Source organism: Xylanimonas protaetiae, from assembly GCF_004135385.1.
Taxonomy (GTDB): Bacteria; Actinomycetota; Actinomycetes; order Actinomycetales; family Cellulomonadaceae; genus Xylanimonas; species Xylanimonas protaetiae.
This window is the reverse complement of the sequence record NZ_CP035493.1, coordinates 616,749-637,426: the sequence shown is the minus strand read 5'-3', so window position 1 is coordinate 637,426 and position 20,678 is coordinate 616,749. Positions and strand designations below refer to the sequence as shown.

Below are 20,678 nucleotides of genomic sequence, written 5' to 3'. Positions count from 1 at the left end.
TGCGAACGATACTCCCGTGAACGCGGGTCAGGACGCGGTGAGAGACCGCATCTGCGGAGAGTCCGCCAGGATCTCCCGCAGCGCCCGACGCTGCTCTCGGACACGGTCCCGGCCCGACGTGGGGTCGGCGAGCGTGATGGCCGCCTTCCACACGGCCCAGCCCCGCGCCCGGTCCCACGTGGCGTCGTCGAGGCCGACGGCGTCGCGGAACACCCGCCGGGACGCGGCGTCGAGCGCTGTCCACGCGATGACGAGGTCGCAGGCCGGGTCGCCGACGCCGCTGCACCCGAAGTCGAGCACGCCCGCGAGGTGGCCTCCGGCGACGAGCAGGTTGTCGGGGGCGACGTCGCCGTGGAACCAGACGGGACCGCCCTCCCAGCGGGAGACGAGGGCGCGGTCGAGGACCGCGCGCAGGGCCACCGGGTCGTGACCCGCCGCACCGAGGACCGCGATCGCCGCTCGGGCCTGGTCGGCGTAGACGGCCAGGTCGGCGCCCCGGTAGAAGGTCCGCGGTCCGGCGGGTGGCCCGTCGTCGGCGGCGACGCCCCGTAGCGCCACGAGGAACTGCGCGAGCTCGCGCGCGACGACGACGCGGTCGACGGCGTCGGACCGCGAGAGCACCTCGCCGTCGAGCCAGGCGTTGACGGACCACGCGAACGGGTAGCCGCGCCCCGGGCGTCCCAGGCCGAGCGGCCGCGGGACGGGGACCGGCAGCCGGGACGCGAGCAAGGGCAGCCAGCGATGCTCCTGCGCGACCTGGTGCGCGTAGCCGGGCGCGCTGGGCAGGCGCACGCCGAGCGCGTCCCCGAGACGGAACGTCCGGTTGTCCCACCCCTGCGGCGACGCCGCGACCACGGGAAGGCGGGCCCACTGCGGGAACTGGTCGGCGATCAGGCCGGCGACGAGGGCCTCGTCGATCGAGGGGACGGTCACGCGTCCCACTGTGCCCGCCCGGGGTTGTGGAGGGCACCTCATTCTGGGGGATGCGAGGTTCGCGCTGCGATGTCGCACGCCCCGATCCATGGCTACCGTGGGAAGACGAGACGAGGGGGTCCACGATGGGCGGGAACGGGACGGAGCAGGACGAGGTCACCGAGGTCGTCATCACCGCGACCGAGGTGGTGGTGACCGAGGTGGTGGAGGAAGAGAGCTTCGTCGAGAAGATGGAGCGCGCCGCACGCGGCGAGCTGGGCGCGTCCCCCGTGGACGACCCGGACCGGACCGGCGAGGACAGGTTTGACGCCGGCTGAGCCCGCGCTCGTGCCGTCGACCGGCGGCGACGCGACGACCGTCGCCGTCCGGCCGCTCGCGCCCGCCGACTGGCCCGCCGTCGAGGCCGTCTACCGCGAGGGCATCGCCGGCGGCCACGCCACCTTCGAGGCCACTCCGCCCACCTGGGCGGAGTTCGACGCCGCCAAGCACCCTGCCCTGCGGCTCGTCGCCACGACCGGTGACGACGTCGTCGGCTGGGCCGCGGCCGGACCTGTCTCCAGCCGAGAGGTGTACCGCGGCGTCGTCGAGCACTCCCTCTACGTCGCGCGCGCCGCCCGCGGACGCGGCGTCGGCGGCCTGCTGCTCGACGCGCTCGTCGCCGCCGCCGACGACGCCGGAGCCTGGACCCTCCAGTCCGGCATCTTCCCCGAGAACACCGCCAGCCTGCGGCTGCACGCCACGCACGGGTTCCGCGTCGTCGGCCGCCGCGAACGCATCGGGCTCATGACCTACGGGCCCCTGGCCGGGCAGTGGCGCGACACGATCCTTGTGGAGCGGCGCGCGCCGTGACCGCCCGTGCGCGCGGCGTCGCAGGCGATTTGGAGAACCCGGGCCGTCGGGTGTTAACCTAGGGCGCACCTTGGGGCTATGGCGCAGTTGGTAGCGCGTCTCGTTCGCAATGAGAAGGTCGGGGGTTCGAATCCCCCTAGCTCCACTCCTTGGAAGGCCGTTGGTCAGGATGAAAGTCCTGGTCAGCGGCCTTCGACGTTCCCCGGAGGTCCTCCAGCGAGAGGGCCTGAACGACCGTGATTCCACGTGAGATTCTCCCTGCACGCCGAGAACGGCGTGGAGGGAGCGCTACTCGAGCACGTGCAACCGCCCGTCCTCGGACATCACGTGCAGCACGAGCAGTCCCCGCAGGTCGGTCTCGGACACCACGGTCGGGCCGCACGGTGCATCGGCGCTGTCGCTGCCGCCGTGGTCGCTCCCGTCCTCGTCAGCCCCTTCGTCACCGTCGCCCTCGTCGTCGCAGCAGCACCCGGACCGACGACGCTCCCGCTCGCGCTCCTCCTGCTCGCGCTCGTCCCGCTCCCGGCCCTGTCGGCACGGCCCGCACGACCCCGTGCCGGACTCGCGGACGAGGATCGTGTAGTCGTCGAGCGCGTCCCAGCGAGCCTTCACCGTCCGGCGCGCATCGCCCTCGCCGATGGCGACGAGCTGGCGCACCCCCAGCAGCGGAACCGCCGCGCTCCGCCCGACCAGCCGCTCGAACACCATCGTGTTCCGCGGTGCTCGCGAGCTGTTTCGGTCCTCCAGGCGAGGCTCGGCCACCTCCGCCAGCGGCTGCTCCTCGCGTGCGTGGCCGCGACGCCGGTCGTCGTCGTACCGCAGCGCGAGCACGCTCGCCTCGTACGCGAACGGCGAGCACCGGATCTTGAGGTAGAGCGTGGTGACGTTGTCGGCGTGGTCGCGCACCTCGTAGACCCGGAGCTCGGCGACGTCGGAGCCGAACGGCGTCCACTCGACGTCGGACCGACTCACGGGCACGACCGGGCTCGTGACGACACCCGACAGGCCGTCGCGACCCTCGACGACCACATCGTCGGCGTGCGGGTCGTAGCTGATCACCACCTCGGGCGCGGTGAGGTCCAGGCTGACCGTGGTCTCGTGCCGCGTCTCCGCGTTCTGGGAGTGGTCGATCGAGGAGAACCCCAACGGGTGCACACCCTCGGCGCCGATCGGCACGGGCGAGATGTACGTCGTCGGCCCGACGCCGTCGACGTCGTAGACGGTGCGCGCGACGCCTGAGATGTCGTCGGTCGCCGTGAGCGTGACAGTGACGGCGGTCCGGTTCCAGCCAGCGGCGTTCGGCATGGGCCAGACGCTCGCCGTCGTCACCGGCGCGGTACCGTCCGGCGGCAGGATGCGCGCCTGGTCTGCCGGCGTCAGCTCTCGCGGGACGGAGGTGACCATCGGCGGCGGCGTGTAGCCACCGGCGCCGATCGCGCCGCCCCGGAGTCTGACGTTGAGCCAGTCGTTGCATGGCTGCAGATCGGCCTGAGTGCCGTCGCCGTTGACATCGAAGGGCACCGTGGGCTTGTCTGCGACGCCGTCGGCGTCCCAGTCGATCGGTCCGGCGGCGTTGGCGACGTTCACGAACGCGCCCGACGCCCCTCCCACGCCAGGGACCCACTTGGCCGTCGCGTAGCCGATCGCGCCGGGACCGAGCCCGACCGTCTCGTTGAGCGCGGCCTCCTTGAGCAACGCGAGAGCGACTCGGGAGTAGTCGAGCACGAACACGCCGCCGCGACTGATCCCGGAGAACTGCCAGACGTAGTTCATGACACTCGGGTAGTTCGGCTTGTTGTTCACGCCGTCGGTGCCGCCGTGGTCGAGCCCGAGGTTGTGGCCGAGCTCGTGCATGAAGGTGCCAGCCGTCTGCATGTCGGTGACGCCTGCGAACGTGCCGAGGCTGACGATGAAGTCCGACCCCGGTTGCCGGCCGACGCCGCTGTTGCCGGCCGAGGCCAGCTGGTGCGCCGCGACCGCGTACCGGAAGATCGGCGCGCGGCCGGACTTCACGACGCCGCCCGTGCGGTTCTTGAGCTTGTCGAACTCGGTCCAGTCGTAGTCGACAAGGCCGTTGTCGGCGTCGACGGTCCCGGTGCCCAGCTGGGTGACCTCGCCGACCGCCGCCGCCCGGCTGAGTCCACCCCAGGTGGCTCCGGTTCCGAAGCTCATGATGCTGCTCGGGCCGGCGTCGACGTGCAGGTTGATGCCGACCGCGCCGTTACGGGCGATGTAGGGCGCCGCCGCGAAGGCGTCGACGACTAGCTTGATCGCCGCGTCGCTGGGTCGGTGTGAGTGGGTGCCGTCCTCCATCCAGTCCAGGTGGACGAACAGGTCGGGCTTGCCGACCGTGGCGCCCATCGCGGGCAGGTCGACGAACTGCGGGCCGACGCCACCGCCGGGGTCGATCGTCGCCCCGGCGGTCTTCCAGGCGTCGGGGATGCCGTCGCCGGTGGTCGAGGCGTCGGCCACGACCCAGTGCGCGGTGGAGTCGTTGCCGGCGCCGTCGCCGACACGCACCACGCTCACGACCGCGGGACCGCCCTGGTCGTAGTTGTTACTGCCCACGTAAGGGTTGTCCCAGTGGAACCGCACGAGACCGGTCGATCCCGGGATGTCGAGGCGGTACCAGACGGTGCCCTCGGTGCCCGTCATGACGCCGTCCGACTCCGCCACCCCCTGGCCGGTGGTGCCGGGCTCGATACGCGGCGGCAGCGCGGTGCCCCAGGTGCCGTGCTGGATGCTGTCGTGGTCGGTCAACAAGGCGACGTCGAAGTCGTTCTGGATCTTGATCGTGACACTGCGCGCAGCCATGGGTGCTCCTTGAACGGGCGGGCCAGGACGCCCGCGAGTGGAAGGAGCGGTGGCCCGCCCAGGTGATACCTGACACCCGTAGGGCCCGGGCGATCGGACGAGAGAGCGGAACCCCGAGGCGCGCACGCGGCCGGGTGCCCGGGTGAAGTCCGGGCGCAGTCCCGCACGCCGGCCCTGACCCGCGCCGTCCTGTCGGCGTCGTCTGCTACGTTCTGCGACCAGGTCACGAGCTCAGCCCGCACGCCTCCGGACGTGGGCTGACGGCAACCGCGTTCCCGACACGGTGCCTTCCGGAGAAGACCCGGGTCGACGTCGTCCGACGTCGGCCAAGCACGGGGCAGCACCTCGCAGCAACGCGGGGTGAGCCTTCCGACGACGGAGGGACGCATGACGAAGTACACCCCCGGGTCCAGGTACGACTACCGGGTGGGCGACCACCGGTACGACCCCCGCGTGGTCGACGTGGGCGGGTCTCGGCTGCGCAGCGACCAGGCCGACTGGGCAGCATTCATGTTCGACGACGCGGCGCTCGGACGTCAGGCCGCGGCTGACAGGGCTGCCCTGGAGGCCGTCGTCGTCGCGCGAGAGGAGCAGGTGCACCGGCTCGTCGTCTGGACGCGGCTCGAAGGCCGGCGCGTGTGCACCTGCGGTCTGGTCCTCCAGATGCCCGAGCGTCTCCACGCCAGGACCGGCCACCGCGATCACCGGTGGGAGCACCTGACCGTCTATGTCGCCCAGGACGACGACGGTGCACCGTACCTCGCCTCGTGCGGGTCGTGCGGCGTGGCCGCCGAGACCACCGACCTGACCGAGGCGCGCGCGTGGTGCGCCCACCACGACTGCCCCTCAGCGCCACCGAACGACACCCAGGCGTCCGCCGCCGACGTCAAGACCAGCCCGACCGAGAAGGGAGCACAGGCTGTGGCAGCACCGACCAAGATCGTCGACGAGCGCGAGGTCATCCGCTGGATCGAGGAGGGTCGCACCTACCGCTGGATCCAGGAGGAGTACCGGCGCAAGTACGGCATCGAGACCGGCCTGGCGATGTGGTCGAACGTCAGGCTCCGGCGCGGCCTCGAGCCCCGCATCGCCCGCGACGACCAGCTCATCCCGTGGGAGGTCGCGCTCCAGCACCGGTCGAACTACAACCTGGCGATGTTGCGCGTCGAGGCACGCCGGAGGGCCGGTCTCGACCTGCGCGAGACCGACCAGCGCCGTCTCGACAGCTGGCTCCGCCATGTCGCCGAGGTCAACGCCGTCGTGCTCTACGACCCGCAGACGCCGGACGGGTTCTCCCTCGTCCCGCGCGAGACGGGCGACGACGACCTGATCCGCCAGCCGACCGACGCGCGGCTGCGGACGAAGCGGCACCGCGCCGACTGAGGCCCGCCTCAGAAGGCCGTTGGCCAGGAGGAACGTCCTGGTCAGCGGCCTTCCGTGGGCCCGGAACCTCTCGAACGCGGGACCGACCCAGTCGCGCCGACGTCGTCGTCGTGCGTCATCCAGCGACACGCTCCGTGCACGATCCGCCACGCCGCTACGGTGTCCGACTGGAAGCCGAGGACAAGGAGTGGTGATGCGCTGTTTCGACTGTGCGAGCGAGGCGACGGCGATGGCCGATGCCGTGGCGGTGTGCTCCAGCTGCGGTGCCGGGATCTGCCTCGAGCACACGCTCTCGGGCCACCAGGCGGAGCCCGTGACGAGCCCGGGCAACCCCTCGACCAGGCGGCTGCCGGGTCGTCGCCTGTTCTGCCGGGCGTGTGCCGACGGGTACGTCGTGGACAACGGCTTCGCCGAGCGGGTCGACGCCGCGCTCGTGCCCGCTGTCTGACGCCCTGAGGACGACGTCCCCTCGGCGGCGCACCCGTACCGCGCCGTCAGGTCACCAGCCCGCGTCGGTACGCGTAGACGACCGCCTGCACCCGGTCGCGCAGCTGGAGCTTCGCCAGGATGCGCGAGACGTACGTCTTGACGGTCTCGGGGCTGATGACGAGCGCGTCCGCGATCTCCCTGTTGGACAGCCCCTCGGCCACGAGGCGCAGCACGTCGAGCTCGCGCGGGGTCAGGGCGTCGTCCGGCCCCGCCTCCGCCGGGCGGATGCGGGCGGCGTACCTGCCGACGAGCTGCCGGGTGACCTCGGGAGCCAGGAGCGCGGCACCGGTGGCGATCGTGCGGATGCCGTGGAGCAGTTGGTCGGTGGATGCGTCCTTGAGCAGGAAGCCGCTGGCCCCGGCGCGCAGGGCCTCGTAGACGTACTCGTCGAGGTTGAAGGTCGTCACGACCAGCACCTTGACGGGGTGCGCCACGCCGGCGCCCGCGAGCAGGCGGGTGGCCTGGATGCCGTCGAGCACGGGCATGCGGACGTCCATGACGACGACGTCCGGAGCGAGCCGGCGGGCGAGGTCGACCGCCGTGCGGCCGTCGCCGCACTCCCCGACGACCTCCAGGCCGGGCTGGGCGTCGATGATGGTGGCGAACCCGGTGCGGATGAGCGCCTGGTCGTCGCAGACCAGCACCCGGACGGCCGCGGTCACGAGCGGCTCGCCCGGGGGATGCGGGCCCGCACGACGAAGCCGCCGTCGGGCCGCCGGCCGGCCGAGAGCTCTCCCGCGAGCGCCTCCACCCGTTCGCGCAGCCCGGTCAGGCCGCGCCCGGCTCCGGCGGGTGCCGGGCTCGGGGCGGTGGCAGGGTCGGTGCCGACCTCCACGGTGATCTCCTCTTCGTGCTGGTGGACGACGACGACCGTGCGGCTGCCGTGGGCGTGCTTGAGGGCGTTGGTCAGGGCTTCCTGCACGACGCGGTAGGCGGCGAGCCCGGCGCTCCCTGCGGCCGTCGTGGCGCCGAGGTCCTGGGTCAGCTCGACCGGCTGCCCGGCCCGGCGTGCCTGGTCGACCAGGGCGCCGATGTCGTCGACCGATGGAGCCTTGCCCGCGCCGGCCGCGGCCGGGCGGTGCGGGTCCAGCACGTGGAGCAGGTCCCGCAGGTCGGTGGTGGCGAGCCGGCCGGTGTCCGCGATCGCGTCGAGCGCCTGCTGGAGCCGGTCGGGTGTCGCGGTGAGGTAGCGGGCGGCCTGGGCCTGCACCACCATCGCCGTCACGTGGTGGGTCACGACGTCGTGGAGCTCTCGGGCCAGGCGCGTCCGTTCCGCGGCGAGCGCGTCGTCGGCGACGTGCCGTCGCCGCTCGGCCTCTCCGGCGCGGGCCGCACGGAGCCAGGCTCCGCCGACCCAGGCGAGCACGCCGAGCAGGAAGAAGGTGACGAACCCCGTGACCCCCTCGTCGGAGCCTCGCAGCGTGAGCCCTGCTGCGAGGGCGAGGTACGCGGCGGTCGTGGCGGCGGCGGTCGCGCGACGGTGACGCTCCAGGTGCAGCCCGGTGCTCGCGAGCGACAGCGCCAGCGCGGCGCCCGTGACCAGGTGGTACGCGCGCAGCTGGTCGAGGGCGAAGCCGCCCGTCACCAGCGTGAGGCTCGCCAGTGGCCACCGCCGTCGCAGCGCCAGGGGCAGGCACTCCAGGGCGAGCGCGACCGCGGCCAGCGCGTCGAGCGGGCGCGTAGGCAGGTCGCCCAGCTGCATGCCGTGCGGCCGGAGCGCGGGCACCAGCGAGGCGACCAGGAGCGCCAGCCCTGGCGCGAGGTCTCGCACGACGACGGGGAGCCGGCGCCAACGGCGCCGGCTCTCGGCCAGAACGCTCACCGGGAGAGGGTAGCGGCCACGGCTCGACGCCGGGGGAGCCGCATCGGCACCAGACGGCCGCGTCGTCGGGCGACGACGAGGAGCGCGGCCGCTGCCGTTAGGCAGAGGACCACGGCGTAGAGGCTGGCCTCGGGCCCGAACTCGCCGCCGGTCACGAGGACCGGTCCCGAGATCGTCGCGTCGAGGAGGCCTGTGTGCGTGCCGTTGCCGGACACCTCGGTGCTGAAGATGCCGGACTCGGCGAAGTTCCAGCCGAGGTGGAGCCCGATCGGGAGCCACAGCCGCCGCGTCGCGACGTAGGCGGCGGTGAGCATGCCACCGGCCTCGACGGCGATGGCGATCGCGCCCGCGAGCGTGGCGTGGGGGTTGGACAGGTGGACGAGGCCGAAGACGAGCCCCGTCGCGACGAGCGCGACCCAGGTGCCGCACCAGCGTTCCACGTGCCGGAAGAGGACGCCGCGGAACAGCAGCTCTTCGGTCGCCGCGGCCATGGCCATGATCCCGACGAGCCCCAGCGCGCCGCTCGGCGAGCCCAGGCCGGAGACCCGGTAGTCGCCGAGCGCCGCGATGGCCGCGATGACCAGCGTGAACAGGGCGACGCCGGCGAGCGTGCCCCAGCCGAGCCCCGAGACGGCGCCGGACCGGCTCACCTCGGACGCGGGACGCCGCTCGGTGCGGCGCACCACCCAGCCGTAGCCGAGCACGGCGCCCACGGCCACCGCTACGCCGACGACGAGCGTGAGCCAGGCGCTGGAGGCCACGGCGCCGAGGGCCAGGCTTCCGACGAAGGAGATCGCCACGACGGCGAGGATCTGCGCGAGGAGTTTCATGTCCTCGACGCTAGGGACGGGCCGCTCTCGTCACATCGCCCTGGGGTGGACGATCCGCGGTAGCTCCGACGGGGGACAGGCGGCCCGGGTGGCGCGTCCAGGGCCTTGTCGCGGCCCACGGCCGGCGGATGCGAGACTGCCCCGCGTGGATCCCCTGACCTTCCGTGCCGCGACCCTCGCCGACGTCGACGAGCTCGTCGGCTTCTGGCTGCGGGCGGGCGAGAACGCGTCCCGGCCCTCGGACCGGCCCGACCTGGTCCGGCGGCTGGTCGCCCGGGACCCCGAGGCCGTCATCGTCGCGGAGCTCGACGGCAGGATCGTCGCCACGGTCGTCGCCGGCTGGGACGGTTGGCGTGCCAACCTCTACCGGCTCGCGGTGGAGCCGGGCCTGCGCGGGCGGGGCCTTGGGCGCCGCATGGTCCAGCTCGCCGAGGCCCGGTTCCGGGAGCTGGGCGCCGAGCGGTTCAGCGCGATGGTCCTCGACCACAACGAGCTGGGCCAGTCGCTGTGGAGTGCCGCGGGCTACGTGGCCCAGGACGACTGGAGCCGCTGGGTGAAGGCGGCCGACGCCTAGGGACGCGGCAGAGCCGGCCTGCTTCTGCGCGTCTTCGCCAGGTACGCACCCGTCGATCCTGGGCGGCTCCAGTCGAACGGTGCGAACGCGGCGCCGAGCGCCGCCTCGTGCCGCGGCGTGTGCCCCGGGACGCGGGTGAGGATGCGCTCCACGGCGAACAGGTCGAAGAACCCGTCAGCGAGGGCGAACAGCTCGCGCAGGTGCTCGGGCGTCTCGAACGCGGGCGCCAGGTCCAGCCGGAGCAGGCCCCAGGCGACGTCGTTCCACGTGTCGGCGGGCCGGCCGAACATCTCCAGCGTGCCGACTGCCGTGCCGCTCGTCCGGTCCACGACCGCGAACCGCAGGTACCGGTTCGCCTCTCCGTCGGTGAGCCAGAACGCGATCGCTTCCTGAACCTGCTCCGTGTTGACGCAGCGGAAGTCGGACGTGCAGTGGTCGGTGTTGAACAACGGCCAGGCCTCCGGGGCCGCGTAGCAGGCGAGCAGGTCCTCCGCGTCGTCTTCGCGGACCCGGCGGAGAGTGAAGCTCGCCGTCCGGAGGACGGGCGGCAGGGCGTACGGGTCGACGCCGGGCGACGTCGCGATGCTGGCGAGCAGCCTGGACCAGCCGCCACCGGGCTGGGACACGACGCAGAACTCGTTCTGCTCCGGATCGTGCATCACGACGAAACCATCGCCGTCCTCGTCGTAGAACTCGTCGAGCCGTGTCGCGCCGAGCGACTCCGCGCGGGCGACGCCCTGGGCCAGGTCGTCGACCTCGACGTCGAGGTGCAGCCGGTTCTTCGGGGAGTTCTTCGGCTCGGGCACCACCTGGAACAGCAGATGCGTGCTGCCGGCGTCCACGACGCCGCCGGGTGCAGGGCGCCAGCCCCATGGACGCTCCAGCAGGTTGCCCCAGAAGCACGCCAACGTGGCAGCGTTCCGGCAGTCGAAGGAGATCTCCTGGATGGTTGCGCCGCTCGTCATCCGCAGAGTGTTCCAGGGCGGTCGTCGCGACGGCGACCACCTGGCGCCCCCCGGGCTCGCTCTCACGCGAGCAGCGCCGCGAGCGCCCGCGCGACGGACGCGCTCGACTGCGGGTTCTGCCCGCTGACGAGCCTGCCGTCGACGACGTGGTGGTCGCTCCACGGGTCGGCGACGTCGACGTCCGCGCCGAGCTCCCGCAGCCGTGACTCGACGAGGAAGGGTGCGAAGTCGGCGAGGCCTGCCTGCTTCTCCTCCGCGTCGGAGAACGCCGTCAGGCGGCGTCCGGCGACGGCGGCGCTGCCGTCGGGGCGGGTCGCCGCGACGAGCGCCGCGGCGCCGTGGCACACGATGCCCAGCGGCACGTCCCCGTCCAGGGCCGCGACGAGGAGCCGTCCGGACGCGGCGTCCGACGAGAGGTCCTGCATGGGACCGTGCCCGCCCGGGTAGTAGAGCGCGTCGTAGTCGGCGATGTCGACGTCGGCGACGTCGAGCGGGGCGTCGAGGCCCGGGACGGCGGCGAGGCGCGAGCGCTCGGCCTTCGCGTCCGCGGCGGCGGGGGACAGGCTGGCCTCGTCGACCACCGGTGCCACGCCGCCCGGCGTCGCGAACGCGACGCGGTGGCCAGCGGCCGTGAGCAGGCGGTACGGGGTGAGCAGCTCCTCGGCCCAGAACCCGGTCGGGTGCTCGGTGCCGTCGCTCAGGGTCCAGGTACGCGCGCTGGTCACGACGAACAGGATGGTCGACATGGCTGACTCCTCGCTTGGTGGGGCGTGCACGGTGCCGCCCGGCAGCCAGGTCAACCGGGCGCCGGCGATCGCGCTTCCGTTACCCTGCCGATGTGAGCCATCAGGATTCCGATGGGCTGGGTGACCTCACCCTGTGGCGCAGCTTCGTCGCCGTCCACCGCGCCGGGTCGGTGTCCGCGGCCGCCCGGTCCCTGGGCACCGCGCAGCCCACCGTGACCGGGCACCTCCAGGCGCTCGAGCGCGCGCTGGGCGAGGTGCTGTTCGAGCGCGGCGCCCGCGGCGTCGTCCCGACGCCCCGCGCCGACGACCTCGCCGGGCGCCTCGCCGCGCCGTTCGACGCGCTCGGCGCCGTCCTCGCCACGGCCCACGACGGCGGTGCCGCGCGCGACGGCGTCGCGGCCGAGCGCCCGGTCCGCCTCGGCGGCCCGGCCGAGTTCCTCGCGCACGTGGCGCTGCCGGCCCTCGGCCCGGACGTGGCGGCCGGCGTCCGCGTGCACGTCACCCCCGGCGTCACGACCGACCTGCTCGACCTCCTGCGGTCCGGGCGCCTGGACCTCGTCGTCGCCACGTCACGGCCGCCCGGCCGGCGGCTGGTCGCCGAGCTGCTCGGCGACGAGGAGCTCGTGCTCGTCGCCGCACCCGGCGTCGTCGACGGCGCCGCGGTCGAGCGGGACGGGCCCGCGGCGCTGGACCCCGTCCCGCTGCTCGCCTACGCGACCGACCTGCCGATCACGCGCCGCTACTGGCGCCACGTCTTCGGGCAGCGCCTCGAACGCGAGCCCGCGCTCGTCTCCCCGGACCTGCGGTCCCTGCGCTCGGCGGCCTGCGCCGGCGCCGGCGTCACGGCTCTGCCGCGCTACCTGTGCGAGCGCGAGCTCGCCGACGGCCGCCTGGTCCTCCTCCTCGACCCGCCGGACCCGCCCGTCAGCACCACGTACCTGGTGCGCCGCCCCGCGTCGGACGACGGGTCGCCGGGGCGCGCGCACCCGGCGCGGGTGCGGCGGGCGCTGCTCGCCGCCACCGGCACGTGGCGGTGACGGCGGCGTGTCGCCCGCCCGGCGCGCCGCCGGGCCGCCATGCTCGGAACCCTCGCGGGCGTCGCGCCCTTGTGGGGCGGCATTGAATCGTTTTACTCTCCGCTTACCGACAGCGTTGTCGAAGGAGGCCGCATGGCGGCGAACGGCACCCCGCCGGTGCTGGAGCTCGTGGACATCCGCAAGGCGTTCGGCCCGGTCGTCGCGCTGAGGTCGGGGTCGCTGAGGGTCCACGCCGGGTCGATCCACGCCCTCGTCGGCGAGAACGGCGCCGGCAAGTCCACCCTGGTCAAGATCCTGTCCGGCCTCTACCGCCGCGACGCGGGCGAGCTCCGGCTGGACGGCCAGGACGTCGACTTCGCGACGACGGCCGAGTCCAAGGCCGCGGGCATCGCCGTGATCTACCAGGAGCCCACGCTGTTCCCGGACCTCAGCGTCATGGAGAACATCTTCATGGGCCGCCAGCCGCTGCGGTCCGGGCGCCGCATCGACCGGGCGGCGATGCGCGAGCAGTCGGCGGAGCTGTTCCGCCGCCTCGGCGTCCACCTCGACCCGCTGCGCCCCGCCGCGGGCCTCTCCATCGCCGACCAGCAGATCATCGAGATCGCCAAGGCCATCTCCCTCGAGGCGAACGTGCTCGTCATGGACGAGCCGACCGCGGCGCTCTCGGGCGTCGAGGTGCGCCGCCTCTTCCAGGTCGCCCGCGGCCTGCGCGACGAGGGCAAGGCCCTCGTCTTCATCTCGCACCGCCTCGACGAGGTGTTCGACCTGTGCGACACCGTCACGGTCATGCGCGACGGCGCCTACGTCAGCACGTCGCCCGTCGCCGACACGACGGTGGGGCAGGTGGTCACCCACATGGTGGGCCGCACCGTCGACGACCTGTTCCCCAAGACGCCCGCGCCCGTGGGCGACGTCGTGCTCGAGGTGCGCGGCCTGGAGCGGGCCGACGTCTTCCACGACGTGTCGTTCGACGTGCGCGCGGGCGAGATCGTCGCCCTCGCCGGGCTCGTCGGGGCGGGCCGCAGCGAGATCGCCCGCGCCGTCTTCGGCGTCGACCGGTACGACGCCGGGACGGTCCGGCTGCACGGCACGGACGTGCCACCCGGCAGCCCGCTCGCGGCCGTACGGGCGGGCATGGCGCTCGTGCCGGAGGACCGGCGCCAGCAGGGGCTGGTCACGGACGCGAGCGTCGCGCGCAACGTCACCGCCGTGGTGCGCTCGCGCATCGCGCGCTGGGGCCTGCTCACCTCGGCCCGGGAGTCCCGCGCCGCCGCGCCCTGGGCGGCGCGCCTCGACGTGAAGACCAACGCGCTCGACATGCACGGCTCGACGATGAGCGGCGGCAACCAGCAGAAGGTGGTCATCGCCAAGTGGCTGGCCACCGAGCCCACGCTGCTCATCATCGACGAGCCGACGCGCGGCATCGACGTCGGCACCAAGGCCGAGGTGCACCGGCTGCTGTCCGAGCTGGCCGGGAAGGGCATCGCCATCCTCATGATCTCGTCCGAGCTGCCGGAGGTGCTCGGGATGGCCGACCGGGTGCTCGTCGTCGCGGAAGGCCGCATCACCGCGGACGTGCCCCGCGACCAGGCCACCCCGGAGACCGTCATGCACGCCGCGACCGCGACCCTGGAGCACCAGCCGTGACCGAGCAGCTCGTCGCCCCCAGCCGGCTGTCGCCGGCCCGCCGTGCCGTGCGCACCGTGCTGCGCTCGCGCGAGCTCGCCATCGTCATCGTGCTGCTGCTGCTCGTCGCCGGGACGACCGTCCGGACCGACGCCTTCCTGTTCAGCGAGAACAGCTGGCGCGACCTGCTGCTGACGCCGTCGATCCTCATGCTGCTCGCCGTGGGCGAGGCGGTCGTCATCATCACGCGCAACGTCGACCTGTCGGTCGGGTCGGTGCTCGCGCTCACCGCCTACCTCACGGGGCGGCTCTTCATCGCCCAGCCCGGGCTGCCCGTCGTCGCCGTCTTCGTCGCCGGGCTGCTCGCCGGCGGGGCGCTCGGCCTCGTCAACGGGCTGCTCGTCTCGCTGGGCAGGGTGCCCGCGCTCGTCATCACGCTCGGCACGCTCTACGTCTACCGCGGCGTGGTGCTCACGTGGGCGGGCAGCGACCGCGTCAACGCGTCCGACCTGCCCGACGGGTTCCTCGCGCTCGGCACGAAGACCCTCGCCAGCATCCCGGTGCTGACGATGATCGCCGTCGTCGTGCTCGCGGCCGTCGGGTACCACCTCCACACGGCCCGGGGCGGGCGCGAGCTCTACGCCATCGGGTCCGACCCCGACGCCGCCCTGCTGTTCGGCCTCCCGGTGCGTCGGCGCGTGCTCGGCGCGTTCGTGCTGAGCGGCGCGCTCGCCGGGATGGCCGGGGTGTTCTACGCGGCCCGCTACGGCACCATCAGCTCGGGCGCCGGCCTCGGGCTCGAGCTCCAGGCGGTCGCGGCGGCCGTCATCGGCGGCGTCGCGATCTTCGGCGGCAGCGGCACCGTCTGGGGCGCCGCGCTCGGCGCCGTCCTGCTCGTGACCATCAACCGGGCGCTGCCGATCCTCGGCATCTCCGAGTTCTGGCAGCAGGCCGTCGTCGGCGTCCTGATCCTCGGCGCGATCGTGCTCGACCGCGTGCTCGCGGCCCGCACCGCCCGCAGGCTCGCCGACGCGAGGGAGGCCTGATGGCCCGCACCTACCCCGCCCACGCCCGGCCGCTGTGGCAGCGCGTGCTGCTGACGCGGGAGATGGCGGTCGTGGCCGTGCTCGCCGGCGTGGTCGTGTACTCGGTGGCCCGCGTGCCGAACTTCACGGGCCCGCTCACGCTGCCCTACCTGCTGCTCGACACCGCGCCGATCCTGCTCGTCGCGCTGCCGATGACGCTCGTCGTCGCGACGGGGGAGATCGACCTGTCGGTGGCGAGCGTCGTCGGGCTGAGCAGCGTGACGGTGGGCGTGCTCGTCGACGCCGGGTGGCCCGTCCCCGCGGCAGCCCTGGCCGCGCTCGGGGTCGGGGCGGTGTGCGGGGCGCTCAACGGCTACCTCGTCGCGTACGTCGGGCTGCCCTCGCTCGCGGTCACGATCGGCACGCTGGCCCTCTTCCGCGGCATCGCCGTCGGGCTGCTCGGCACCCGGGCCGTGACGGACTTCCCCGACCGGTGGACCGAGCTCGCGACGGCGCGCATCGGCCAGACCCAGCTGCCGCTCGTGGTGGTCCCGATCGTGGTGCTCGTCGCCGTCTTCGCGGTGCTCCTGCACCTCACCCCGTTCGGCCGCGGCATCTACGACATCGGCCTGAGCACCGACGCCGCCCACTTCTCGGGCGTCGCCGTCGCGCGCACCAAGCTCGTGCTGTTCGTCCTCACAGCGGCCGTCGCCGCGTTCGCCGGCGTCTTCTTCACGCTGCGCTACGGCACCGCGCGCGGCGACAACGCCACGGGCCTCGAGCTCCAGGTGGTCGCCGCGGTGCTGCTGGGCGGCGTGTCGATCTTCGGCGGGCGCGGCGCGCTGCACGGCGTCGTCGCCGGCGTCCTGCTCATCGGCGTCCTCTCCAGCGCGCTGCGGCTGGAGAACGTGACCGTCAACGTCATCAACATCATCATCGGCGCGCTGCTGGTGGCGTCGGTGCTCTCCACGAGCGTGCTCGGCTGGCTCGTCCGGCGCCGCCAGCACAGCCCCCTTGCTCCAGCACAGCCACAGCCAGGAAGGGAAGAACGATGAAGTTCACCATGAAGCGGTCTGTCGCTCCGGCCGCGGTCCTCGCCGTCGTGCTCGCCGCGGGCGCCTGCTCCTCGGGCAGCAACGCCAACAGCGGCGCGTCCGGCGGCGCCTCCGGCGGGGGCGGCGACGTCTCCGTCGTCATGCTGCCGAAGAACCTCGGCAACCCGTACTTCGACACGAGCACCAAGGGTGCCAAGGCGGCGACGTCCGAGTTCGGCGGCACGTTCTCCGAGGTGGGCCCCGACACCGGCTCGCCCGACGCGCAGGTGCCGTTCATCAACACCGCGGCGCAGCAGGGCACCAAGGCCCTCATCGTGTCCGCGAACGACCCGAAGGCCATCTGCGACGCCCTCGACGAGGCGCGTCAGGCCGGCACCAAGGTCGTCACGTTCGACTCCGACACCGACGCGTCGTGCCGTGACCTGTTCGTCAACCAGGCCACCGCCGAGGGCATCGCCAAGGTGCAGGTCGACATGATCGCGGAGCAGATCGGCGACGCCGGCGAGATCGCGATCCTCTCGGCCAGCGCGAACGCGACCAACCAGAACGCGTGGATCGAGATGATGAAGAAGGACCTCGCCGACCACCCGAACATCACGCTGGTCGACACCGTGTACGGCAACGACGACGACCAGACCTCGTTCGACAAGACCGCGGCGCTGCTCCAGTCGCACCCCGACCTCAAGGGCATCGTCTCGCCCACCACCGTGGGCATCGCCGCCGCGGCCCGCTACCTCTCGACGTCGTCGTCCCAGGGCAAGGTGGCCCTCACCGGCCTGGGCACGCCGAACCAGATGCGCGACTACGTGGCCGACGGCACCGTCACCGAGTTCGCCCTGTGGAACCCCGAGGACCTCGGCTACCTCGCGGCCTTTGCCGCGGACGCGCTGGTCAGCGGCAAGATCACGGGCAAGGAGGGCGGCACCTTCACGGCCGGCAAGCTCGGCGACTTCACGGTCGGGGCGGACGCCACCGTGCTGCTGGGCGACCCGTTCCGGTTCAACAAGGACAACATCGACCAGTTCAACTTCTGACGGCCCGGGCCTCCGGCCGGGCCCACCGGCCGGAGGCTCACCTGCCGGGCGCCGGGGCGGCGAGCGTCCACCACTCCTCGTCGACGACGTAGCCGAGCGCGCGGTTCGCGGCGAGGCTCCCCGCGTTGTCGGCGGACCCGCCGGTGCGGAACGTGGCGACGCCCTCGGCGACGAGCGCCAGGACCGACGCGGCCTTGACCGCCGTGGCCAGCCCGCGCCGGCGCGCGCTCGCCGCGACGACCGTGAAGTCCGTCTCCGCGTGGGTGCCCGCGACGTCGGCGAAGGTCATGGCGACGAGCGACTCCCCGTCGAACGCACCCCACGCGCGCCGGGCGCCGTCCGGGGTCGCGGTCGCGGGCGTGAGCGGCGCGTGCGCGCTGGCGACGTCACCCGGGTAGTCGTCCGCCGTGGCGGCGTCCAGCCGCAGGACGGCGTCGGCGTCGCCCGCGCCGAGCTCCCGGACGCCCGGGACCAGCGCCGCCCGGAACCGGGCGTCGTCGACGTCGGCGGCACGCAGGCCCGCGCCCCAGGACCGCGCGACCACGGACCACCCGTCCGTCAGGAGGGTCGCCGCGTCGGGGTGGTCGCTGCGCAGCACGCGCTTGCCAGGAGCCGTCACCCGCACAACCTGACGGGTGCGCCCGCGCGAGGTCAAGCCGGCGGCCCGCTGCGCCGCCCCGCGCACCGACCTACGCTGGCCGTGCGGCCTCGGGACGAGGGGCACGAGTCGGCGGGGAGGGACCCATGACGACAGACGCACCGCACAGCGCCCTGGCCCGGACGGCCGAGGGGCTCGAGCAGGACGCGCGCCTCGACGGGCTGCGGTCCTGGTACCGCCGGCTCGCCGGTTCCCTGCCACCCGGGCGGGTGCTCGACGAGCTCCGCGGGCGCTCGCTCGGCCACCCGCTGCACCCGCTGCTGACGGACCTGCCCCTCGGGCTGTGGCTGAGCTCCGCCGTCCTCGACCTCACCGGCGCGGGACGTCATGCCGACGCCGCGCAGCGGCTCGTCGGGGCGGGGTTCGTCGCCGCGATCCCGACGGCGCTGAGCGGGCTCGCCGACTGGGGCGGCCTGCGGTCCGTCGAGTCCAGCCGCGTCGGCGCGCTCCACGGGGTGATGAACGCGGCCGCGACATTCACGTACGGCGCCTCGTGGTGGCTGCGCCGGCGCGGGCACCACCGGGCGGGCGTCGCGGTGGCGCTCGCGGGCGGGGCGACCGTGACCGCGAGCGGCTACCTGGGCGGCCACCTGACGTTGCGTCGCGGCGAGCCCGCGGCGAGCGGCGCCACGGTCTGAGCCCCGAGCGGCGCCGGGAGCGCGCGGCCGACCATGAGCGAGGGTCTTGACCGGGCACTTGTTTTTGCAAGTGTGGACGTCGTTCGCTGCTGGAACCCTGGTGGAACCACGAGAGGGAGCACACGATGACCGCGATGTTCGTCAACCTGCCGGTGACCGACCTGGAGCGCGCGAAGGCGTTCTACACGGCGCTCGGCTTCACCATCAACCCGCTCTTCTCCGACCACAACGCCGCCTGCGTCGTCGTCGAGGAGGACCACAGCTACTTCATGATCCTGGTGCGCGAGTACTTCCAGACGTTCACGGAGCGGCCGATCGGCGACCCTGCCGTGACCGTCTCGGCGTCGACGGCGATCTTCCTCGACAGCCGCGCGGCGGTCGACGCCGCCGTCGCCGCGGGCGTGGCGGCGGGCGGTGCCGAGCCGGGCCCGGCCACGGACCTCGGCTTCATGTACCAGCGCCAGCTCACCGACCCCGACGGCAACGTCCTCGAGTTCGGCTACATGGAGCCGGCCGCCGCCGAGCACGGCCCCGAGGCCTTCGCGAACCAGCAGGCCTGAGGTCGATGGCCGCGCGCGACTACGGGCAGTACTGCGCGATCACGCGAGCCCTGGAGCTCGTGGGCGAGCGCTGGTCGCTGCTCATCGTCCGCGACCTGCTCGTCGGGCCGCGCCGCTACGGAGAGCTCGCCGCGGGGCTCCCGCGCATCCCGAGCAACATCCTGGCGGCGCGGCTCAAGGAGCTGCAGGCGGCCGGCGTCATCCGCCGGGTGCCCCACTCGCGCGTCATCGTCTACGAGCTGACGCCGTACGGGCGCGAGCTCGAGCCCGTCGTGCTCTCGCTCGGCGCGTGGGGCTTCAAGGCGCTGGGCGACCCCCGCGAGGAGCAGGTCATCACGCCGGACTCGATGACGATGGCGCTGCGCACCGCGTTCCGGCCGCAGGTCGCCGCGACGCTGCCCGCGACCGCCTACGCCGCCCGCGTGGGCTCCGCCGGGCTGCTCGTCCGGGTCGACGGCCCCGCGCTGGAGGTGACGCGCGGCGACGGGCCGGCCGACCTGGCCTTCGCCGCGGGCCCCGCCATCCACCGGGTCATCTCCGGCGACCTCACCCCGGACCGCGCGATCGCGACGGGCGTCGTCGAGGTCCTGCACGGGCCGGGCGACCTCCTGGGCCGCTTCGCGACCACGTTCCACCTCGCCGCCTGAGACGGCCGCCTGAGCCGGCGCCTGAGGGGCCCGATCCTCCCAGCAGACCTCCGACCGCGGCGCGCAGCGTCAGCGGGCGTACCGCAGGCGCTCTCGCAGCGCCGCGGCCGAGGCAGCGGCCGCGAAAGCCCGCACGGCGGCCGAGTCGCGGGCCGCGGCGTTGACGGCGAGGACCACGGGGACCGTGATCTCAGGGTCCACCAGCGGGAGCGTCCGCAGGCCGCCCGCCGGGCCGACGAGGGTGTGGGGCACGACGGTGGCCCACTGCCCGTCCCGGACCAGCGCCAGGAGCGAGGCCACGCTCCCGGTGACCACCTGCGGGTCGACCTCGAGGCCGTGGGCCGCGAAGGCCTCGTCGATCACCTGGCGCACGCGCGTCCGCTCGTTGAGGAGCACGAGGGGCGCGGCGGCGGCGTCCGGCCAGGTCGACTGCTCGGCGCCGTCCGGCACGAGGGCGGGCACCCCGGCGAGCACGTAGCGCTCCTCGTACAGGGCGCGGACGTCGAGCCCGGCCTGGTCGCCCGGCGCGAGGTACGCGATGCCCGCGTCGAGGTCGAAGTCGCGCAGGTGCTGGTGGATCTCCGCGGCGTTGAGGTGCTCGATCACCTGCACGCGCACGAGGGGGTGCCGTTCGCAGAAGGCGTGGACCAGCGGGACCGCCGCGGTCGCCGTCGTCGGCCCGACGCCGAGCCGCAGCGTGCCGCCGACGCCGTGCTGCATCGCGCTGACCTCCGCCTTGAGGGCGTCGTGCTCGGACAGGATGCGCCGCGCCCAGCCGAGCAGGCGCTCACCCTCCGGCGTCAGGCCCTCGAACGTGTGGACGCGGTGGATGAGCGCGACGCCGAGCTCGGCCTCGAGCTTGGCGATGCCGGCCGAGAGCGCCGGCTGGGACACGAAGCACCGCTCGGCAGCGCGCGCGAAGTGACGCTCGTCCGCGACGGCGACGAAGTACTCGAGCTGCCGGAGCTGCACCCCAGCGATCGTAGGTCGGGC

Annotated in this window: 22 protein-coding genes, 1 tRNA gene and 1 riboswitch; of the genes, 14 read left to right on the top strand and 9 right to left on the bottom strand. The window is 73.6% G+C overall.

The features are described 5' to 3' along the window. Positions 1–27: 27 nt before the first annotated feature. Positions 28–933, bottom strand: a complete 906-nt coding sequence (locus tag ET471_RS02800; protein WP_242496397.1) for an aminoglycoside phosphotransferase family protein — start codon at positions 931–933, stop codon at positions 28–30. A 125-nt stretch (positions 934–1,058) separates the two neighbouring features. On the opposite strand from ET471_RS02800, the gene ET471_RS02795 reads away from it, so the two are divergent. The 3 genes from ET471_RS02795 (at position 1,059) to ET471_RS02785 (ending at position 1,927) form a co-directional block, all read left to right on the top strand. After that, complete coding sequence (locus tag ET471_RS02795) at positions 1,059–1,250, top strand: hypothetical protein (RefSeq protein WP_129186502.1); 192 nt, start codon at positions 1,059–1,061, stop codon at positions 1,248–1,250. Further along, positions 1,237–1,782: a GNAT family N-acetyltransferase gene (locus tag ET471_RS02790; RefSeq protein ID WP_242496396.1), complete on the top strand. Its 546-nt coding sequence runs from the start codon at positions 1,237–1,239 to the stop codon at positions 1,780–1,782. Before ET471_RS02795 ends, ET471_RS02790 begins: the two co-directional genes overlap by 14 nt. Positions 1,783–1,854: 72 nt before the next feature. Continuing rightward, positions 1,855–1,927, top strand: a tRNA-Ala gene (locus ET471_RS02785). A gap of 143 nt (positions 1,928–2,070) precedes the next feature. Here ET471_RS02785 and ET471_RS02780 read toward each other — a convergent pair. Then, a complete protein-coding gene (locus ET471_RS02780; protein ID WP_129186501.1) occupies positions 2,071–4,596 on the bottom strand; it encodes an OmpL47-type beta-barrel domain-containing protein in 2,526 nt (841 codons plus the stop codon). Between the two features lie 221 nt (positions 4,597–4,817). After that, positions 4,818–4,935, top strand: a riboswitch (SAM riboswitch). A 48-nt stretch (positions 4,936–4,983) separates the two neighbouring features. Here ET471_RS02780 and ET471_RS18130 point away from each other — a divergent pair. Further along, a complete protein-coding gene (locus tag ET471_RS18130) occupies positions 4,984–5,979 on the top strand; it encodes a hypothetical protein (protein ID WP_207207318.1) in 996 nt (331 codons plus the stop codon). 193 nt (positions 5,980–6,172) lie between these two features. Next, positions 6,173–6,427, top strand: coding sequence for a DUF2180 family protein (locus ET471_RS02770; RefSeq protein WP_129186500.1), 255 nt, complete (start codon positions 6,173–6,175; stop codon positions 6,425–6,427). Positions 6,428–6,473: 46 nt separating this feature from the next. Here the strand turns inward: ET471_RS02770 and ET471_RS02765 are convergent, their stop codons facing one another. The 3 genes from ET471_RS02765 to ET471_RS02755 are packed head-to-tail and all read right to left on the bottom strand — an operon-like array spanning position 6,474 to position 9,120. Then, the gene (locus ET471_RS02765) at positions 6,474–7,130 is read right to left on the bottom strand and encodes a response regulator (protein ID WP_129186499.1); all 657 of its coding nucleotides are present in this window, start codon (positions 7,128–7,130) and stop codon (positions 6,474–6,476) included. Beyond that, positions 7,127–8,290: a sensor histidine kinase gene (locus tag ET471_RS02760; protein ID WP_242496394.1), complete on the bottom strand. Its 1,164-nt coding sequence runs from the start codon at positions 8,288–8,290 to the stop codon at positions 7,127–7,129. The genes ET471_RS02765 and ET471_RS02760 overlap by 4 nt, the downstream gene beginning before the upstream one ends. Continuing rightward, positions 8,287–9,120: a CPBP family intramembrane glutamic endopeptidase gene (locus ET471_RS02755; protein WP_129186498.1), complete on the bottom strand. Its 834-nt coding sequence runs from the start codon at positions 9,118–9,120 to the stop codon at positions 8,287–8,289. The genes ET471_RS02760 and ET471_RS02755 overlap by 4 nt, the downstream gene beginning before the upstream one ends. Between ET471_RS02755 and ET471_RS02750 the strand changes: the two genes are divergently transcribed. Further along, positions 9,119–9,694 carry a GNAT family N-acetyltransferase gene (locus ET471_RS02750; protein ID WP_129186497.1) on the top strand — a complete coding sequence of 192 codons (576 nt, stop codon included), beginning with the start codon at positions 9,119–9,121 and terminating at the stop codon, positions 9,692–9,694. The two genes, ET471_RS02755 and ET471_RS02750, sit on opposite strands and share 2 nt — an antisense overlap. Here the strand turns inward: ET471_RS02750 and ET471_RS02745 are convergent. Further along, a complete protein-coding gene (locus tag ET471_RS02745) occupies positions 9,691–10,659 on the bottom strand; it encodes a VOC family protein (protein WP_129186496.1) in 969 nt (322 codons plus the stop codon). The genes ET471_RS02750 and ET471_RS02745 overlap by 4 nt on opposite strands. 62 nt (positions 10,660–10,721) lie before the next feature. Next, positions 10,722–11,405, bottom strand: coding sequence for a type 1 glutamine amidotransferase domain-containing protein (locus tag ET471_RS02740; protein WP_129186495.1), 684 nt, complete (start codon positions 11,403–11,405; stop codon positions 10,722–10,724). 92 nt (positions 11,406–11,497) lie between these two features. Here ET471_RS02740 and ET471_RS02735 point away from each other — a divergent pair, with 92 nt between their 5' ends. From ET471_RS02735 to rhaS, 5 genes are all read left to right on the top strand, one after another. Then, positions 11,498–12,442 (top strand): LysR family transcriptional regulator, encoded by a 945-nt coding sequence (locus ET471_RS02735; RefSeq protein ID WP_129186494.1) that lies wholly within the window; start codon positions 11,498–11,500, stop codon positions 12,440–12,442. A 132-nt stretch (positions 12,443–12,574) separates the two neighbouring features. Next, positions 12,575–14,089 (top strand): sugar ABC transporter ATP-binding protein, encoded by a 1,515-nt coding sequence (locus tag ET471_RS02730; RefSeq protein WP_129186493.1) that lies wholly within the window; start codon positions 12,575–12,577, stop codon positions 14,087–14,089. Next, complete coding sequence (locus ET471_RS02725; protein WP_242496392.1) at positions 14,086–15,114, top strand: ABC transporter permease; 1,029 nt, start codon at positions 14,086–14,088, stop codon at positions 15,112–15,114. Before ET471_RS02730 ends, ET471_RS02725 begins: the two co-directional genes overlap by 4 nt. Continuing rightward, the gene (locus ET471_RS02720) at positions 15,114–16,148 is read left to right on the top strand and encodes an ABC transporter permease (RefSeq protein WP_129186492.1); all 1,035 of its coding nucleotides are present in this window, start codon (positions 15,114–15,116) and stop codon (positions 16,146–16,148) included. The genes ET471_RS02725 and ET471_RS02720 overlap by 1 nt, the downstream gene beginning before the upstream one ends. Beyond that, positions 16,145–17,182, top strand: coding sequence for a rhamnose ABC transporter substrate-binding protein (gene rhaS / locus ET471_RS02715; protein ID WP_129186491.1), 1,038 nt, complete (start codon positions 16,145–16,147; stop codon positions 17,180–17,182). The genes ET471_RS02720 and rhaS overlap by 4 nt, the downstream gene beginning before the upstream one ends. 37 nt (positions 17,183–17,219) lie before the next feature. Here the strand turns inward: rhaS and ET471_RS02710 are convergent, their stop codons facing one another. After that, entirely contained in the window at positions 17,220–17,801 is a 582-nt protein-coding gene (locus ET471_RS02710; protein WP_242496391.1) for a GNAT family N-acetyltransferase, read from the bottom strand. 125 nt (positions 17,802–17,926) lie between these two features. Between ET471_RS02710 and ET471_RS02705 the strand changes: the two genes are divergently transcribed. The 3 genes from ET471_RS02705 (at position 17,927) to ET471_RS02695 (ending at position 19,685) form a co-directional block, all read left to right on the top strand. Then, positions 17,927–18,478, top strand: a complete 552-nt coding sequence (locus ET471_RS02705) for a DUF2231 domain-containing protein (protein ID WP_129186490.1) — start codon at positions 17,927–17,929, stop codon at positions 18,476–18,478. Between the two features lie 125 nt (positions 18,479–18,603). Further along, a complete protein-coding gene (locus tag ET471_RS02700) occupies positions 18,604–19,038 on the top strand; it encodes a VOC family protein (RefSeq protein WP_129186489.1) in 435 nt (144 codons plus the stop codon). 5 nt (positions 19,039–19,043) lie between these two features. Further along, the gene (locus tag ET471_RS02695; protein WP_129186488.1) at positions 19,044–19,685 is read left to right on the top strand and encodes a winged helix-turn-helix transcriptional regulator; all 642 of its coding nucleotides are present in this window, start codon (positions 19,044–19,046) and stop codon (positions 19,683–19,685) included. Positions 19,686–19,754: 69 nt separating this feature from the next. On the opposite strand, the gene ET471_RS02690 is transcribed toward ET471_RS02695, so the two are convergent. Beyond that, positions 19,755–20,657 (bottom strand): LysR family transcriptional regulator, encoded by a 903-nt coding sequence (locus ET471_RS02690; protein WP_129186487.1) that lies wholly within the window; start codon positions 20,655–20,657, stop codon positions 19,755–19,757. Positions 20,658–20,678: the final 21 nt, after the last annotated feature.